The organism is Bacillus sp. URHA0034 (assembly GCF_056280405.1).
On the sequence record NZ_JBWCDK010000002.1, the window covers coordinates 959,232 to 975,884 of the forward strand.

At 40.3% G+C, this 16,653-nt stretch carries 14 protein-coding genes and 1 pseudogene; 1 reads left to right on the forward strand and 14 read right to left on the reverse strand.

Annotated features, from left to right (window positions below; translation table 11 throughout):
* Nucleotides 1-22: 22 nt before the first annotated feature.
* Nucleotides 23-1,366: a DUF455 family protein gene (locus ACZ9EE_RS06740; RefSeq protein ID WP_476025886.1), complete on the reverse strand. Its 1,344-nt coding sequence runs from the start codon at nt 1,364-1,366 to the stop codon at nt 23-25.
* Nucleotides 1,367-1,514: 148 nt separating this feature from the next.
* Here ACZ9EE_RS06740 and ACZ9EE_RS06745 point away from each other — a divergent pair, with 148 nt between their 5' ends.
* On the forward strand, nt 1,515-2,420 hold the full coding sequence (locus ACZ9EE_RS06745) for a helix-turn-helix domain-containing protein (protein ID WP_476025887.1): 906 nt from the start codon (nt 1,515-1,517) through the stop codon (nt 2,418-2,420).
* A 361-nt stretch (nt 2,421-2,781) separates the two neighbouring features.
* On the opposite strand, the gene ACZ9EE_RS06750 is transcribed toward ACZ9EE_RS06745, so the two are convergent.
* From ACZ9EE_RS06750 to ACZ9EE_RS06810, 13 genes and pseudogenes are all read right to left on the reverse strand, one after another.
* Nucleotides 2,782-3,135, reverse strand: a complete 354-nt coding sequence (locus ACZ9EE_RS06750; protein ID WP_476025888.1) for a hypothetical protein — start codon at nt 3,133-3,135, stop codon at nt 2,782-2,784.
* A gap of 1 nt (nt 3,136) precedes the next feature.
* Nucleotides 3,137-3,850, reverse strand: a pseudogene (locus ACZ9EE_RS06755) (glycoside hydrolase family 27 protein).
* Nucleotides 3,851-4,326: 476 nt separating this feature from the next.
* Nucleotides 4,327-5,217 carry a carbohydrate ABC transporter permease gene (locus tag ACZ9EE_RS06760; RefSeq protein ID WP_476025889.1) on the reverse strand — a complete coding sequence of 297 codons (891 nt, stop codon included), beginning with the start codon at nt 5,215-5,217 and terminating at the stop codon, nt 4,327-4,329.
* Entirely contained in the window at nt 5,217-6,083 is an 867-nt protein-coding gene (locus tag ACZ9EE_RS06765) for a carbohydrate ABC transporter permease (protein ID WP_476025890.1), read from the reverse strand. Before ACZ9EE_RS06765 ends, ACZ9EE_RS06760 begins: the two co-directional genes overlap by 1 nt.
* Before the next feature lie 74 nt (nt 6,084-6,157).
* Entirely contained in the window at nt 6,158-7,462 is a 1,305-nt protein-coding gene (locus tag ACZ9EE_RS06770; protein WP_476025891.1) for an ABC transporter substrate-binding protein, read from the reverse strand.
* Nucleotides 7,463-7,600: 138 nt separating this feature from the next.
* Nucleotides 7,601-8,986, reverse strand: a complete 1,386-nt coding sequence (locus ACZ9EE_RS06775; RefSeq protein ID WP_476025892.1) for a sulfatase family protein — start codon at nt 8,984-8,986, stop codon at nt 7,601-7,603.
* Between the two features lie 202 nt (nt 8,987-9,188).
* Complete coding sequence (locus ACZ9EE_RS06780) at nt 9,189-10,118, reverse strand: helix-turn-helix domain-containing protein (RefSeq protein WP_476025893.1); 930 nt, start codon at nt 10,116-10,118, stop codon at nt 9,189-9,191.
* Nucleotides 10,119-10,309: 191 nt separating this feature from the next.
* Nucleotides 10,310-11,701, reverse strand: a complete 1,392-nt coding sequence (locus tag ACZ9EE_RS06785) for a sulfatase family protein (protein ID WP_476025894.1) — start codon at nt 11,699-11,701, stop codon at nt 10,310-10,312.
* 11 nt (nt 11,702-11,712) lie between these two features.
* Complete coding sequence (locus ACZ9EE_RS06790) at nt 11,713-12,732, reverse strand: Gfo/Idh/MocA family protein (protein ID WP_476025895.1); 1,020 nt, start codon at nt 12,730-12,732, stop codon at nt 11,713-11,715.
* A gap of 107 nt (nt 12,733-12,839) precedes the next feature.
* On the reverse strand, nt 12,840-14,225 hold the full coding sequence (locus ACZ9EE_RS06795) for a sulfatase family protein (protein WP_476025896.1): 1,386 nt from the start codon (nt 14,223-14,225) through the stop codon (nt 12,840-12,842).
* A 5-nt stretch (nt 14,226-14,230) separates the two neighbouring features.
* Nucleotides 14,231-15,055, reverse strand: coding sequence for a sugar phosphate isomerase/epimerase family protein (locus tag ACZ9EE_RS06800; protein WP_476025897.1), 825 nt, complete (start codon nt 15,053-15,055; stop codon nt 14,231-14,233).
* Between the two features lies 1 nt (nt 15,056).
* Nucleotides 15,057-16,079, reverse strand: a complete 1,023-nt coding sequence (locus ACZ9EE_RS06805; protein WP_476025898.1) for a Gfo/Idh/MocA family protein — start codon at nt 16,077-16,079, stop codon at nt 15,057-15,059.
* Between the two features lie 223 nt (nt 16,080-16,302).
* Nucleotides 16,303-16,629: an L-rhamnose mutarotase gene (locus ACZ9EE_RS06810; protein WP_476025899.1), complete on the reverse strand. Its 327-nt coding sequence runs from the start codon at nt 16,627-16,629 to the stop codon at nt 16,303-16,305.
* Between the last annotated feature and the right edge of the window lie 24 nt (nt 16,630-16,653).

Genomic DNA, 16,653 nt, shown 5'->3' on the forward strand with positions numbered 1-16,653 from the left:
TCCTTATCTATTAATGCAAATATTAAAGACGGTCAAAATTTAGATCTTTGAATTCAATCTTTCCACAGAAGGTAAAGTGTGAGATGCTCTTTCTCTCATCATCCGATATTTTTGCGAGCTCGGGATTTCCTTGTAATCTGCCCAAACCATTTACATCTTGATCCATCCAACGGTCTAAGACGGAACGAATTAGTTCAGGCAGGGATTTTTGTTCGCCTGTTTTATTTTGGTGCATCACAGGTATCCATTTCTTTCCGAACCTTACATGCGAACGCTCATCCACGATATCAATTTCTGTTGTCATGCCGGATATAAGGTCCCCCTTTTCATAGTAAGAATCCATAGACTTTTTCTTTCTCGAAAAGGAGCAAGTTTCTCCAATCATCGTCAATTCTGCATAATAATTTTCGAGCTCTTTAATGGCATCTTCTCCATAAGGAATCGAAAACTGGGTTGTATCGTATCCCATTTGTTTCAGTCTTCTGACTCCCATTTGGTGGTGTCTCGTTTCATCCCAAATGTGTCTACTGTAGTCACAATAAAATTCGAATGGCATATTTGATAGACCATTGTAGACATAACACATCGGATCGACCACTTGAATTTCTGTCATATAATGCCACATAAACAATTTCAAACTGCCTTCCACTTCTGCTGGCGGTATGAAAGTTTCTGTTGTCTTCACATTTATTGGTTTAGCCCGTTTTTTAGGAGCCGGCCCAAGAGGGCTTTGTACGGGGGTTATCGGCTTCTCACCCACTGTTGTCAATCGTTCATCAATCCCACCCAAATATTGCAAATAAGCCTTTACATATATGCGGAATTCATCCACACTTTTCAAGACTTCTTGTGAGGTTACCGACTGATGGACGAGTTCTTTTGCCCATAAAGTATGCTTCCGTTTTTTCGGGATAATTTCTTCAAAAATCTCAATCGTAGGTGCATCAAAAATAGGATCGAGCCCTTCCAAATATCGTTCATACGCGTCGATGGCCGCTTTATTGACCTCTAAAAACCAACCCGCCAGAAAAGCAGGGAGTGTATCTGCTTGCGCTGTATCCTGAATCAGCGCTTCCAGTGATTCAGAGGGAATCGTTATTTTCGTATTTCCTGATAGCTCTTCTTTGCGGCAGCGAAGCCGATCGGCAATATTCATTTGCTGCCACATTATTTTTGTCATATCGCACTTCCATTCTAAATCTGCTGCAGCCGGTACCCATCCTGCAATCACCCTGGAAGATGCCCATTCAAAAAATACAAACCGATTTAGGAGTTGGATTTGATCTGACACCCTCATCCAGTAATTACCTAGTTGATAGCGAAAACTTTCGGATTGAAAAGTCTCAATAGCAAAAGCGTTTGTCACCTTGTAAAACCCCTTTTCACATTTTTTTGTATAAACTAATTTTACGAAAGAGTCCTTTTACTTTCTTGGTTGATTTTTCAAAATAGTCTGCTAATCTTATTTATAAAAAACGATTCTTTAAACAGAAAAAGAGTGGAGAGATTTTAAAATGCTTTATTACAAAGATGAGCAATGGTTAGAAAGCAAAGATTTCCCTTTTTATTGTGCTCCGTATACTTTTTTTGAAGGGGATGAAATCCCGCTTCACTATCATCACTTTGTAGAAATGGTATACGTTTCCGAAGGAAATTGCCTCCACTTTTATAAAGGGGAGCACTATCGGATTAAACAGGGGGACATTTTTATTATTCAACCTGGGGTACCTCATGCCTATAAAGCCGATACTGGCCATGCAGTAGTCTATAATATCCTATTTCAACCCTTGATTCTTGAGTCTGAACTGCATGCCTTATCCAAAGTTCATTCTTTTATAGACTTTTTCTACATAGAGCCGTTTTTCCGCAAATATAGCGATTTTCAAACCCATCTTTCTTTAGGGCCGCAGGAGCAGCTGGAAGTCATGATGCACCTGCATAAGCTTGAGCAGGAATTCTCTAGTAAATCAATGGGATACACCATTAACATCAAAAGCAGAATGCTAGAATTATTCGTGACATTAAGCCGGTTTTACTCTACTCGTTCGAAACAACAATGGGCACCTATTTTAGATGAAAGGAAATTATTTGAGGAAATAGCCGATTTTATCAAACTTCATTTCGCACAATCATTAAGCTTAGAACAGGTGAGCGCTCGGTGCGGCATGAGTGTCTCGTCCTTTTCAGCGAAATTCAAGAGTTATTTTAACAAAACATTCGTTGAATACCGCAACGGGGTTCGAATCGGTATCGCAAAGGATTTACTGATCAGTACAGATGAAAAGATATCCACAATCGCAGGGACGGTTGGATTTGACGATTTGAGCTTTTTTAATAGAATGTTTCGCAGAGAGACAGAATTAAGCCCAAAACAGTATAGAACTAAATATAAAGAAGAGTTTAATAGTTTATACAAGTAAGTGTTTACATTTTTAATTAGCGATGCTTTTCTCGTAAACGACAAATAGTCCACACCTTTTAAGGAGCCGGGAATCAACAGCTTTTTTTGTTGATACCGGCAATTTTTTTGTTTAACAGGGTACTATTTATCAAATAATCATCTGGATTTTTCATGCAAGATGGGATATTCAGGCGTTGATGCACTTAAACTTGTAATTCTTATATTAATAAAAAAAGGCCACACTCTTCTATCAAAAATATAGTGCAAAAGTACATTTTTCTTTCGCATTATATGTTTGTAAAAAGAAGAGAACAGCCTAATAAAGATACCCAAAATCGAAAAATTAAATCAACTGAGGAAATATTGTGTGATAAAAATTTTTATGGATGATCAGAGATTCTGTACATTGCAACACCATGTGCCGGAACTAAAGCACTAATTGAACCATTTGTTTCAGTTGTTGTATGTGCCCATAAATCACGAAGACGATAGTTCTTTGCTTGGGGCAGACCTAATTCGTCAACATTTGTTGATATTGTGGCAGGATTGTCCCCCTCATTAAATAATGCCACAGCTAAGTCACCATTGACTAATGGCTTCATCCAAACTTCCTGTCCTTGCGATTTTTCGCTCACTATAGTCCCCTGTTTCACAAGTGGATCCTGATCCACATTGATTACATCGTGATTATTTAGTATTTCTAAAGTTTTAGTATCAAAGTTTCGTGGATCCATACTAAAAATAAGGGAAGGCCTCCATTATCGACCACATACTAAACTGAGATTGCTGTTCAGTCCACGTTAGTTGCGAATCATTTCCAACCAATAATAAGTCAGGGTCGTTAAAATGTCCTGAGCCAGTTGCAGAAGCAAAGTTCGAATTTTTATCCAAATATTCAACTTTGCCACCGCACCAATCTCCATTCCACAAGACCTATCCATCCATTTCTTGCATATAACCGCCTGTTCTTCACATATTAGCAACGCCTGGATGTGGAGTATGGTCAGAAGAATGTATACTATAGAAAATATGTCGTCCAGTTGCAGCTAAAGCATCTCTCATCTGAACATACGCTGGGCCAAATGGTGTCATCCATCCATCGTACTTCAAAAAGTCTGCTCCCCATGACGCAATAGTATTAGCATCCTGCACAGTGTGGCCTTGTGATGTAAATAACTCCTCAGTTGGTTGTAGGTAAATTCCGAACTTTAATCCTTTACTATGAATATAATCGCTTATTGGCTTCATTCAATCTGGGTGCATTTGAGTATTGACTCTTAGATCTCCATTTTGATCACGAGGATTTGAGTAATCCCACCAACCACCATCAATATTTAAATAATTGTAACCTGCTGCTTTTAGGCCATTACTGACCATTGCATCAGCAACTTCTTTAATTGTTTTAGCATCATAATCTGGACCAAAGGCGTTGTATGTATTAAAACCCATTGGCGGAACCTGGGCATTCGATCCCAAAAACCCCAGTGATTTACCCTATTTGACATAACTTACCTGCTACATTTGAATATTCCCATTCTCTAGGCAGAAAAATTTTGGCAACTAGTATTATTAACCACCGAAAACAACCACCCTCTTAGGTTTTGACGTTTGGAAAAAGCATTTATGGTCCAAACGGATTCAATGCTCTAAAACCTTTGTTTATTTTATTTCTATTAACTTTGTATTTAATAAAAAATAAATAGGAAGTACCTCTGAAATCAGGTTCATTTTATAGTATAGTACTCTCAGATTTTCTTGAAAGGCCACTTCCTTTTTTACTAGTCAATCTTCTTTGGTGACTCCTTCAACACAAAAGGAGAATTAGTTGGAATTTTCCATCCAACTTTTTATCGAACCTCTAAGTTATCTGTCTCCAGATATAAGTATATTTATTGGCATTCTCCTTGATCTTCGCCTCTATAGTGTTATTTAAGTGAACCTGCAGTCATACCGGCTACAATCTTTTTGTTAAAGATAATAAATAAAATAAGCGGCGGAACCGAAATTAATAAAATATCTGTAAACAACAGGTTCCATTGGGTATTGTACATGCTGGAAAAATTATAAAGGGTAAGCTGCAATGTCGCATTTTCGGACCCCGGGAAAAAATACAATGGATTGACAAAGTCGTTATAAATGCCTACTGCAGTCAGAACAATGACCGTGGCTGAAACGGGTTTTAATAGCGGCAATATAATGGTGAAAAACAATCGGAATCTACCGCAGCCGTCAATCAAGGCCGCTTCATCAATTTGTTTAGGGATCGTCGCCATAAAACTTTTATACAGCAAGATCGTAAATGGCAAACTGAGAGCCACTTCCACAAGCACAATTCCCGGCATCGTTTTAAACAGGCCAATTCCATTTAACACCCAAATGGTCGGAACAACCGCTGGCGGGATGATCAAACCTGCAAGAATTAAGAAATTCATAAAGCCACTTGCTTTCGACACTTTTCTTTGTAATACGTACCCCGCCATTGCGCCAACAAGGATTAAGATAATAATAGAAAATGCGGTGATAAGAATACTATTAACAAATGCACGGATGACGACACCGTTATCAGCTGACAAAACTTCGTTTATATTGGCTAACAACTGAAAAGATTTTGGGAAATGCATGGTCAACACTGCAGATTCTTGCGTGCTTTTTGCCGCATTGACAAAAACAAAATACAATGGAATGCCGAAAATCACCAGTGTTAAAAATACTGCAACCAACTCAGTTATGAGTTTTCCAAGACGTTTTCCAACTGGTGCCTTATTATCGGCATAAACAACCGGCTGAACAGCCGTCTGTTCGGTAACCTGGCTCATTATAAATCCACCTCTCTCTTATTCAAGAATGCATATAGAGGGAATGCAAGCACTGAAACGACGATGAATAAAATCACGTTTCCTGCAGTTGATAAACCATAGAAGCCGCCCTGATACTGCTTATAAATAATGGAAGCAATCAAGTCTGTGCTGAATCCAGGCCCGCCTTTTGTCATCGACCAAATTAAATCGAATGAGCGCAATCCCCCGATAAAGGCAAGGATGATGACAGAGTTCATAGCCGGACGGCTTAACGGCAGCACAATATTCCAAAAACGATGGAAAGCATTGCCTCCGTCCATCATTAACGCTTCGTAATACTCTTCGGGAATGGACATAATCCCGGCAATAAAAATGACCGTTGCAATCCCTACCCCCTTCCAAACATCAACGAGTGCCACTGACAATAAGGCGATATGGGTATTTCCCAGCCAATCCGGACCGGCAATTCCTAATGCCTTTAGTGCCAAATTAAATAAACCTTGTGTAGGATGCATCATCACCACAAATGCATAACCGACGGCAATCGTACTCAAAAGAGTCGGAAAGAACACCATGGAACGAATAAATCCAACGCCCCTTAGCTTCGAAGATAAAAATACACCGAGCAAAAGGCCAAAAATAACTTTTAACGAACAGGTTACCACAGCGTAAATAAGGGTGTTTTTAAACCCAATGTTTAATGAAGGATCTGTCAAAAAGGATTTAAAGTTTTGGAAACCGATAAATTGCCAGTCTGTTAGTGTCCACCTGGTCATACTAAAAAAGAATGACACGATTGTAGGCAATAAGAAGAAGACGAAATAAATGATCCCTGCGGGGATTAAAAAAGAATACGAGTACGTCCGGTTTATTATCCTGTTCACTATGCTTAATCTCCTTCCATTTCAAAAAATTGGCCCTGCTGAAAACTTTCACAGAGCCAATTTCTATTTTAGATTTACCAGCCTTTAAGACCGAGCTGTGTGGCTTGTTTTTCGACATCCACATCATACAGTTGGGCACCTTTTTTAGGGGAAGCCATTCCACTTCCTACCTCAGTGGTGATCTGTGGCAAGCTAGGTCCTTTTATTGGGCTGAGGAATTCAAGGGCCAGCTGTGTTTTTCCTGAATCAAAATATGGAAGCATATCCTTGACTGCCGGCATAATATTATCAGGCATCTTCGTATTTTTGATCACTAGCGGACCTTCCGGATTCATATGGGCTAGATAAGTTTTTACTCCCTCTGGGGAGACGAAATAGGAGATCCACTTTTTCGCCGCATCGACATTTTTGCCATCTTTATAAACATAAACAGCGCCAGGCATCCAAACAGTTATTCCGTTTTGATCTGGACTATCACCCGGCTGCGGGAAAAACCCGATGTCATTTAATTTATCTGGATAATTCTTGGCAATGGCAATAAGCGCGGATGAAAGCATTGGATACTGGACGCCGGTACCGTCAGCAAGCATTTGTAAACCTTGTTCATACGTGGTTGAGAGAAAATCCTTGTTCAAATACCCCTTTTTGTATACGTCCGCTAATTTCTCAAAACTTCTTAATGCGGCAGGCGTGGTTGCAATTTTTGCCTTATTGGCAGTGTAGTCATCGGCGAAAGCTGGATCCTGCGCGATTACATTAAAGTTATCCGCAAGGTAAATAAGCTGTGTCGTCCAGTCTGTTTTATAGGTGCCAATTACTGCTGTTTTACCTGCTGCTTTTATTTTTTCATTATTAGCCATCAATTGAGCCCAGGTTTTCGGAACAGATAGTCCTAGTTCGGCATAAACCTTTTTGTTATACAACCAGCCGCCTGCCGATGTATTTCCTGCCGGAATCCCATATACTTTGCCGTCGACCTTGACCGTTTTCTTGAAAATATCCATGACATTATTCATAAATGGCTCATTCGTTAAGTCGACAAAATTCTTCGCTGGATTAAGCGCTTGCAAAAGAGATCCTGAATTGTATACAAGCAAATCATCCATATCTCCCGTAGACAATTTTGTTTTGACAAGATTGTCACCTTCCGAGCCAGATGGGTACAAGTCAAGTTCCGTTTTAATGTGGTACTTCTTTTCAATGTCAGCAGAAACCGCCTTGATTCCATCCAGTACGGTTGTATTGCCAACATAAAGCTTTAATGTGGTTTCTTGTAAATTTGAAGCGCTTCCATTTGTGTTGCTGCTGCAGGCTGCTAAAATACCCGCAGTTAGAGCAGCGCTGGATAAAACGGCTAAAATCTTTTTTCGTTTAAACATTTTTTTCCTCCTTCATCCCCTTAAATAATTAAATTATAAATTTTTCAATTAATTACCATACTAATTAGAAATTTCCGTTAATTTAACTTAAACCTCTCCCTTCGGCTAAATCTTAATCTATGATGAAATAAAATTCTGTTAGCTACTTTGTGTCACCAGGAAGTCAATCAGCTCCCGTCTTGGATTGGATACCCATTCTTCCCAGGTCAGACCGTATTCGGATAAAATCTTCTTTATCCGTCTTTTAAATGGCAGCCCTTCTTCTCTTAGTACGACTTCCATAGGGTCCTCTTCGCCATTCAGTTTGGCGGCTATCCATTTATTCAACATTGTTTCAAATTGATCTTTTAAATCCGGAAGTGATTCTGCTAAATTTATTTCTTCATTCGGATCGGCCAAAAGATCATACAGCTCAAATGGCTGCCGTGTAAACAGGCCAGGGTCATATGTCTTAATGAATTTATACCTTTCTGTACGGATTCCTCTACTAGCCTGCCAAGCACATTCACTTAAATAGATTTCCGAGTGAAGCTGGCCGCTTTTTCCTTTGATTAAGGGCCACAGGCTTTTTCCATCGAGACCGTCCGGCAAACCTAGTCCAGCGGATTCCAATATAGTTGGCATCAGGTCCACATGCTGGACTAACTCTTTAACACGAACCCCTTTTGGAAGTACCCCCGGCCATCGGATGATTATTGGTATATGGACCGTTGTCTCATAAAGTCCGCAATGATCCCAGTAGATATCATGCTCGGTCAAACTTTCACCATGATCACCAAATAGGATTAACATGGTATCATCCTTAATTCCTTGTTTAAGTAAAAATTCGTCCAGCTCTCTTAGCCTATCATCCAAGTAGCGAATCTCGGCATCATATAAAGCGTCCATGTAATTTGTGTCCGTAATCTTCCCCAGTAGGTCAAAATGATGAAATTTGAAGAAAGGATATGCCAGATGATTAAAAGCTGGCTCCATGCTTTTATTTGCCGGATCGTAAGGGTCCCTTTCAGAACCATAGAAAGGAGGGATATAGCTCTTGGGCGGCAAATAAGGGGTATGTGTGTCCCAATAATGAAGGAATAGAAAAAAGTCTTCGTCTTTATGTTCTTTAATCCATGGTTTTGCTAAACGGTTAACTGTCTCTCCGTCTATCCATCTGGTTTTCCCTATTGTGTTTGTATAATATTGATAACCTCTGGCGAACCATTCTTTTAAATGATATAAATTATCCACAGCCCCCGTAGTAAAACCAGCTTTTCTAAGGATATTCGGAAGCCATTCATGATCTTTCGATAAGTGGGAGGACTTAGAACCGTGGGAAACAACCCCGGTTGTTAAACCAACTTTTCCTGTAAAAATGCTAGTATGGGCAACCTCTGTAGGTATATCAGATGCGTAAGCATTTTCAAACAAAACACCATCCTTTGCGATCTGATCTACATATGGGCTGGTGGGAAGCTGATAGCCATAACAGCCAAGTCTTTTTGCGCGAAGCGTATCCAATGAAACAAATATGATTTTCAAATTCTACCACCCTTATATATTTATGGAATTATCAAGACTACTTTTTTTCATTTTACTGTTTATGAAAATAAAAATCATAGTCAATCGGGACATAATGATGGTCTATTAAGTCATGCCTGGTTTGATAGAATCAGCACTTTGGTCTCAGTTAATAGTTCAATTACTCTATTTGGCTTTTAAATCGTAATCCAAGATAGAAAATTCACTGGATAGCATGTCTTCGCAAAGTGCCCGTACACATCTCCGCTTTATATTTACCAGGAGAACATCCAACAACCCTGCGAAATAATTTACTAAAGAAAGCAGGATCGTCATATCCGACTCTCATGGCCACACTAATTACTTTCTCATCTGAGGAATACAGCAAATACTTTGCCTTTTCAATTCTGATTCGCTGGAGCATTTCGACCACTGTCTCATCAGTTTCTTGTTTAAATAACCTGTTTAGGTGGCGTGGACTTATATTAAATAGATGACAAAGGTCTGGAATAGAAATCTTTTGGTCAAAATGTCTTTCTAAATAACCGCATATACGCTGAACGAGGACCTTTCTTTCAGAATCTGCATTAAAGGAAATACCGGCAAATGCCTTTTTGTCGTTATATATTCTTGATAATAAGATAAGCAGTTCCACTAGCTGCAAGCGGATTAAGATGGAATAGCTGGAGTTTGCCGTCTCAAATTCATGGGTTATTTTTTCAAGCAAATCAAGAAAACGAATGGCATAATTGCCCTGTAAATTAAGCCCATGGTGGAAGCGTTCATTGCTATTTAGGAAAGGATGAATATAAAAATAGTCCATGGACTGGGATACACCTAATTCTTTTAACCATGACCCTTGAATAAGACTCGGCAAGAACAAACAATTAATGATTTCAATTGTTTTGCCTGCCTCCACACGGAATGTATGGGCTTCACCAGGATTGATAATAAATACATCATTTGTATGAATTTTATAGGACTCGCCTTCAAAAATGTGGTCGGCTTCACCTTGTACAACATAGACTAATTCAACGAATTCATGTGTATGGACTGGGGGAGTATTTGAGTGGTCATGCATGTAACGTCCTATGTAAAAAGGAAATTCTTTCTCTTTCATATACTCACTACTATGCAGTTTCATATTAGCCATTTACTCTCCTTCTCTTAAAGGTATGAAAAAGGGTGACACAGCTCGTTCTTTTAACATCAAGTCTTCTGCCAAATTTAATGAAGCGAATCAATCTATTATTCTACTATTTTGGAGAAATAATAACTTTAATTTTCGGCGAATTAATAATAAACTTAATATTCCAAAAAATGAAAATGCCATATTACTCATATTTAGAGCTTCCTCCCGCCTAACAGTTGTAATTTCATCCATTCATTGCCTACTAATCCATCTTGGTCCTTGATTAATTGCCAATAAAGCATTTCTCTTAATTCTTTTAAAATACTGGAATAACCCGGGTCATAGATTCGATTTTCAAGCTCGGCGGGATCGGCTTCCAAGTCATATAATTCATCTATATCAGTTGTATTCCAAATATACTTCCAGCCCCGGTTCCGAACCATTCGTTGTGTATATAAACCGAATTGCTGTCCATTATAAGTTGAAACAACATAGTTCCTCCAATCCTCATCCATATCTCGATCCAATAATTTCACAAGCGATCTGCCGATGAAAAAATCTGGAATGTCTACATTTAACCATTGGAGTATGGTTGGCGGAAGATCAAGAAAGTTGTAAACGAAATTGTGACAAATTGCGTTTCCCCCTATCCTTTTCCCCCACCTGATAATGAGCGGAACTTTAATTACCTCATCATAAAGAACATAATGCTTGTCCATCATCCGATGTGCTCCGCACAAATCCCCATGATCGCTTGTATAAATGACCATGGTATTTTCCGACAGAGCTAAACTATCCAAGCATGATAAGATTTGGCCGATTGCGTCATCCAATTGACTTATGATTCCATAGTACCTTGCAGCAATGGGAGCCCAGTCTTCCCAAGAGTAATTTTCAACGCCCCAACTATACAATTGTTGTTTTTGGATGTATGGTTTATTCTTGAATGATTCATTAAAATTTCCCCAGACTGGGATATCCTCCGGAGAATACATTTCAGAAAAAGGCTGTGAGGGCCGGCATGGCAAATGTGGTTCCGAGAAATTGACCCGAATATGCCATGGTTCATTTGAATTGGATAGCTCCTCAATCATGGCTATGGTCTTTTTGGCTGTCCAATGGGTCTTGGAATCCTCAACAGGAATTGGGTTCGGTTCACCAAAATATGAGTTGATAAACCGGACATTGGGATAGCGCTCTTTCAGAAATTGATCATACTCTTTCTCGTCAACATATTGGCCAAAACCATAGATTGTTGGGGGATGTTGGGGATGGACTCCCCATTTCCCGATATAGCCGGAGCGATAGTTTAATTTTTTCAACTCCCTTGGCCATGAATATTCAGATGGATCCAATGCCGGAATTATTAACCCGTTATTAAAATTCCACAAACATCCAATGGCCTCAGGCCGCCTGCCATTCATAAACGACTGTCTTGCAGGACCGCATACAGGCAAGTGTGCATATGCATTCGAAAACCAAACACCTTCAGACGCCAATCGGTCGATATTAGGCGTTCGAACTGGATACTCTCCACTGTAACCAATACAGTCATAACGCTGCTGATCAACGGTTATCATTAATATATTGGGCTTTTCCCCCATCTTCATCACCCTCAAACTACATCAATCCTGTTTGCCTTTGGCACTTCTATGACAGCACCATTTTCCTGATGGGAAAGAATGGCCGCTTCGATTACCTCTTGCGCGGCTAATGCGTCTGCACCGGACCCCATTATTTGGCTTGGCGGTACATTGTTTTTTATTTCGCTGATGAATTTGTTTATCCGTTCTTTAAACGTATCATTAAAACCGTTCATTCCCCTTAAGATTGAATTTCGAACAACAGTTATTTCATTCTTTTTATGCGGATAATACGTCATACTCTCATAAACATTATCAATAACAAATCGGCCTTTATTCCCTCCGACTTCACAGTATTCAATCGGATAGTCATTATCCATATCATAGCTCCCGGTCAAGTGTCCGACGGCTCCTGATTCGAATTCAAGATTGATGGAAGCGGTTGACCATACCGTTCTTCCCGGTGCCCGTGTCATAAATGTCTGAACCCTGTGAATGTTTCCAGCAAAATAACGCATGACATCAATGGAATGGGGGTGAAGTGCCCTCAAATGAACCCATGGGCTTGACTCAATCGGATTGCCTATCGTTAATTTCATATTAATGAAAAGCAGGGTGCCCAAGTCTCCGTTATTGATCAACTCTTTTGCCTTGTAAGCAACTGGAACAAACCGATGGTTCAGGTTGCAAGCCAAACGAATGCCCTTTTTTCCTGCGAATTCTACCAATTCCCTGGCTTCTTCAATTGTATTGGAAAGTGGTTTTTCCACCAAAACATCCTTGCCCGCTTCCATGGCAATCATCGCTGGCTCATAATGATGAGACCCTTTTTCCTGGCCACCGGTGGCAATACTGACGACATCTATTTCCTCATTCTCCAACATCGTTCTAATATCTGTATAGGCTTTAACACCGAAATCCTTTGCAACTGCAACGGCCAAATCCCGGTTTAAATCACAGACGGCAACCAATTGGACGTCCTTATTTTCCTGATAGCTTCGGCAATGGTTTCTCCCAATATTATTAACGCCGACGACTGCTGCTTTTAGCATCTTGCATCACCCTTTTCATATGATAAATGCTTCGAGGGAAAAGCCCCCGAAGCACATACGTTTTATTTTCCTGAAAAATCTGTTTTTTTTACAGATATTTGTTCATCCTACTTCTTTTCCTGAAGCTGACGCGCAGTATTAAGGGAACCAATGTACAGCGACTCATAGGCTTCTTCCGCCGTTTCAAAAGGCCCCCGTTCAAGCCCGTGCCAGCTTAAATTCGTGTAGATGGGATTTGTACGGTTTACTTCCTTTTCCCGTTTGGCGATATATGCTTCCATTCTCCCCAACAAGAGATTAACAATCTCAGGTTCTTCCTCGGCCACGTTATGAAGTTCTTGCGGGTCTTTTACCAGATTATATAATTCAAGCTCTGGTTTAAAATGGAAGTCAGGCTCAAGGGCACGAATCAATTTCCATTCAGGCGTCCGCCAGCCGTGCTTGCGCATCCAAGTGCACTCCGTGATGTAAAACTCCGACACTCGTTCCAATTCCTCTTTCCTTCCTTGAATGACAGGGAAAAGATTTCTTCCATCAAATGAATTAGTTGTATCGATACCCGTCAATGCAAGAATGGTCGGCGTGACATCCTTAATCAGTGAAATATCGGAAATACGTCTCCCCTCAGGCAATTTTCCCGGATATTTTAAAATTAACGGGACGACTAAATTGTGTTCATATAAACTGTGATGATCATACCAGCATTGGTGTTCATTTAACGTTTCACCGTGGTCGGAAGTAATAATGATTATAGTTTCTTCCTCAATGCCGAGCGATTCAACGGTGGCCAAAATGTTTTGGATACACGCATCCATATATGCCAAAGCACCATCATATTGGGCATCTACATAATTGGAATCGGTACAGTCTTCTGGAATCCATGAGCTCAAGAAATCGGCAAACGGTTTAAAATTATACATCTCATGCAACGAATCATTGCCAGGGTCTTTTTCATCCCCATCATAGAACATCCGTTCATACGGTTTTGGAGGCAAATAAGGAGAATGGGGGTCCATATGTCTTAAAAACAATAAAAACGGCTCATCCTCTTCTGCAAGTCTTTTCAATTCGGGAATGGCTACATCATTTAAGTTTTCCGCCTTTGGACACCTGTTGGTTTCGTCAGGTTTCCAGGCTTCGTAGTCAATATACTTGTGAAACCCACGGGACGACGGGTTTCCCGTAAATCCTACGCAGGTCGTATTATATCCGTTCTCTCCAAGAATCTCGGCAAGTGTCTTCACATGATCGCCAAGCGGTCCTTTATGCCTTAAAGCCACCACATCAGTTCCAAAACAATCCATGCCGGTTAACATGGAAGCATAGCCAGGCGTGGTGGGAATGCTTGGACTGAAATGGTTCTCAAACAGCACGCCTTTCTCCGCCAATTTATCGATATGAGGAGTCGTTAAGCGATGATAGCCATAGGAACTCATCCGGTCCCGTCTTAGGCTGTCAATACCAAAAAGAATGACATTGGGTTTTTTGTTCATGGAAACTATCCTTTCTGTACAAGGTTTTGCGATCTGGCACTAAGCGCTTTCAGACACGCATTTAAATAACCGTAGCTTTCCGCAGCAATAATGGAAACTTCAGCCAAAGAATGCTGTTTCGCCCCAATTACTTCCAAAACAACTGGACCGGAGTAATTTCCTTCAACCATTGCTTGACAATAACCGAATAAGTCAATGTCCCCGCGTCCGCATGCCTGATTTTGGATTTCTCCCGGACCTTTTAGACGTCCTCTGCAATCACGGATATGGATATGTTTGACACGATTCAATATTTTAGGAAGTTCTTCCTCCGGATTCTCATTGCCACGGAAAATATGGCTTGGATCCATATCAATCCCAAAGGCTGGCGAAGAAATTTCCTCCATTGCTCTAATTGTGGTTGGTGTATTGTAAATCGCATTCCCCACATGTGCTTTTACACAAAGTGTAACACCATATTTTTCGGCTAGCTTGGACCTATGGTAAAGAGTTTCAATGGATTGTTGGAGGTCTGCCTCTACGCCCGACTTACCTCCTGGTCCCACATTTATAACGGGAATTCCAAGCTCAACGGCAGCCTCGAATGCTTTGGTCAATCGGTCCTCATCAAGGGAAGCCACTTCCATCGATAAAAGTTTCAGCCCATTTTGTTCCGCTATGGAACGGATTTCAGCTGCCTGCTCTTCCCACCGGTCCAATTCAAGATGCTCACACATGCCTTTTATTGCTGCTATTTCTACTCCATCATACCCGGCCAAAGCAATATGTCTTGCGGCTGTTGCAAAATCAAAATCCTTAAACAGTACGGAGTTAACACCAAGTTTAATCATTTTATTTTATTCCTCCTGTAATCGGCTCCAAATTTTTCACTTCTACAATGGTTCCTGTTTCCCATGATTTAATAGCTGCTTCGATAATCAACTGTGCTTTTAGCGCATCTTCACCTGAGCCGTTCACCTGGTCATAAGAGACACCGGAAAGAAGCTGGTCGACAAATGAATTGATCCGGCTTTTAAATGTTTCATTGAAGGAACGCATGCCGCCAAGATAGCTGTACGATTCTGTTTCAATCGATTGGCGGGGATTAAACGTTAAATGTTCACAGGCATCCTCAAGGACAAACCGCCCTTTTGAACCCACTACTTCACATCGCTCAAGGCCATATCCAGGACCTGCATCATAGCTTCCGATTAAATTGCCAATTGCTCCGTTCTCGAATTCAAGAATAATTTGTGTATTGGACCAAATAGAGCGCCCTTCCCCTTTCATCATGAATGCTGCTACCCTTTTGACATCGCCGCAGAAATAACGGATGACATCAAAGGAATGTGGATGCAATGCACGTAAATGGAACCAAGGAGAGCTTTCAACAGGATTGTTAATCCACATTTTCATATTAATCATATGAAGCTTGCCTAATCGATCGCTTTCTATCCATTCTCTGGCTCTTTCAGCTGCAGGAGTAAAGCGGTGGTTGAGATTAATGGCATAAGGAATACGTTTTTCCCTTGCAAACTCCACCAGTTGTTTTCCTTCTTCAATATTGTTAGAGATTGGCTTCTCACCTAGCACCGGAATGCCAGCTTGCAATAATTCCATCGTAGGGGCAAAATGTTCACCGCCATTTTCTTCTCCCTTTGTGCATACGCTTACAATATCGAGCTGAATTCCACTTTCCAACATCTCTTTCACACTGTAAAAGGCTTTCCCGCCAAATTTTTCAGCGGCTTGATCTGCTTTGGCCTTCACGATATCACAAACTGCCACTATATCGGTCTTCGGATTTTCCTTATACACAGATGCATGGATGCTACCGATATTTCCAACACCGACAATCCCTACTTTTAATGTCATGGGTTTTCCTCCAATTTTAAAGTAAAATATTTTGTGGGAATCTCTTGGTCTATTTAAATATTATTGGAATTTTGTAAAAATATCATTGTCCATTCAGCCATATAAATGGGCAATTCCGCCGTATTAAACTAGCAATTAAAAAAACTAAGGACACAATGCTAAAAATGGGCCAGATAAGTAAATCAAAAAGCCTGTCAATAATGACAGACCCTATTCACAATGGTTATTTTAAATAAAAAACTTCTTTCAATGGTGTAATAGGTTCTGCTTCGTTAAAATCAAAGGAACCTTGTACCATTTTCGAAGTAATCGCATTCCAGCGATTGCAAGCATCACTTTTAGCAATGTAGTTAAACGCTGCCTCTACATCATCGCACTCAAAGCAATAAAAAAATTGGGCGCCATTTTGAAAAATAGAATAATTTCTAATTCCGGCTCTGCTATGTTCTTCAAGTATTTCCGGCCAGGCATCCAGATGCATTCTTACATATTCCTCCAAGCATTCCTCTTTAATTTGCCAGGTCCATGCAAACTTATTGCTCTTTTCCATACTCCCATCTCCCTCTTAAACAAT

Bases quoted from the DNA above. Each gene is read 5' to 3' on its own strand.
- ACZ9EE_RS06745 (WP_476025887.1), top strand. From the start codon at position 1,515: ATGCTTTATTACAAAGATGAGCAATGGTTAGAAAGCAAAGATTTCCCT.
- ACZ9EE_RS06750 (WP_476025888.1), bottom strand. From the start codon at position 3,135: ATGGATCCACGAAACTTTGATACTAAAACTTTAGAAATACTAAATAAT.
- ACZ9EE_RS06760 (WP_476025889.1), bottom strand. From the start codon at position 5,217: ATGAGCCAGGTTACCGAACAGACGGCTGTTCAGCCGGTTGTTTATGCC.
- ACZ9EE_RS06770 (WP_476025891.1), bottom strand. From the start codon at position 7,462: ATGTTTAAACGAAAAAAGATTTTAGCCGTTTTATCCAGCGCTGCTCTA.
- ACZ9EE_RS06780 (WP_476025893.1), bottom strand. From the start codon at position 10,118: ATGGCTAATATGAAACTGCATAGTAGTGAGTATATGAAAGAGAAAGAA.
- ACZ9EE_RS06785 (WP_476025894.1), bottom strand. From the start codon at position 11,701: ATGGGGGAAAAGCCCAATATATTAATGATAACCGTTGATCAGCAGCGT.
- ACZ9EE_RS06790 (WP_476025895.1), bottom strand. From the start codon at position 12,732: ATGCTAAAAGCAGCAGTCGTCGGCGTTAATAATATTGGGAGAAACCAT.
- ACZ9EE_RS06795 (WP_476025896.1), bottom strand. From the start codon at position 14,225: ATGAACAAAAAACCCAATGTCATTCTTTTTGGTATTGACAGCCTAAGA.
- ACZ9EE_RS06800 (WP_476025897.1), bottom strand. From the start codon at position 15,055: ATGATTAAACTTGGTGTTAACTCCGTACTGTTTAAGGATTTTGATTTT.
- ACZ9EE_RS06805 (WP_476025898.1), bottom strand. From the start codon at position 16,079: ATGACATTAAAAGTAGGGATTGTCGGTGTTGGAAATATCGGTAGCATC.
- ACZ9EE_RS06810 (WP_476025899.1), bottom strand. From the start codon at position 16,629: ATGGAAAAGAGCAATAAGTTTGCATGGACCTGGCAAATTAAAGAGGAA.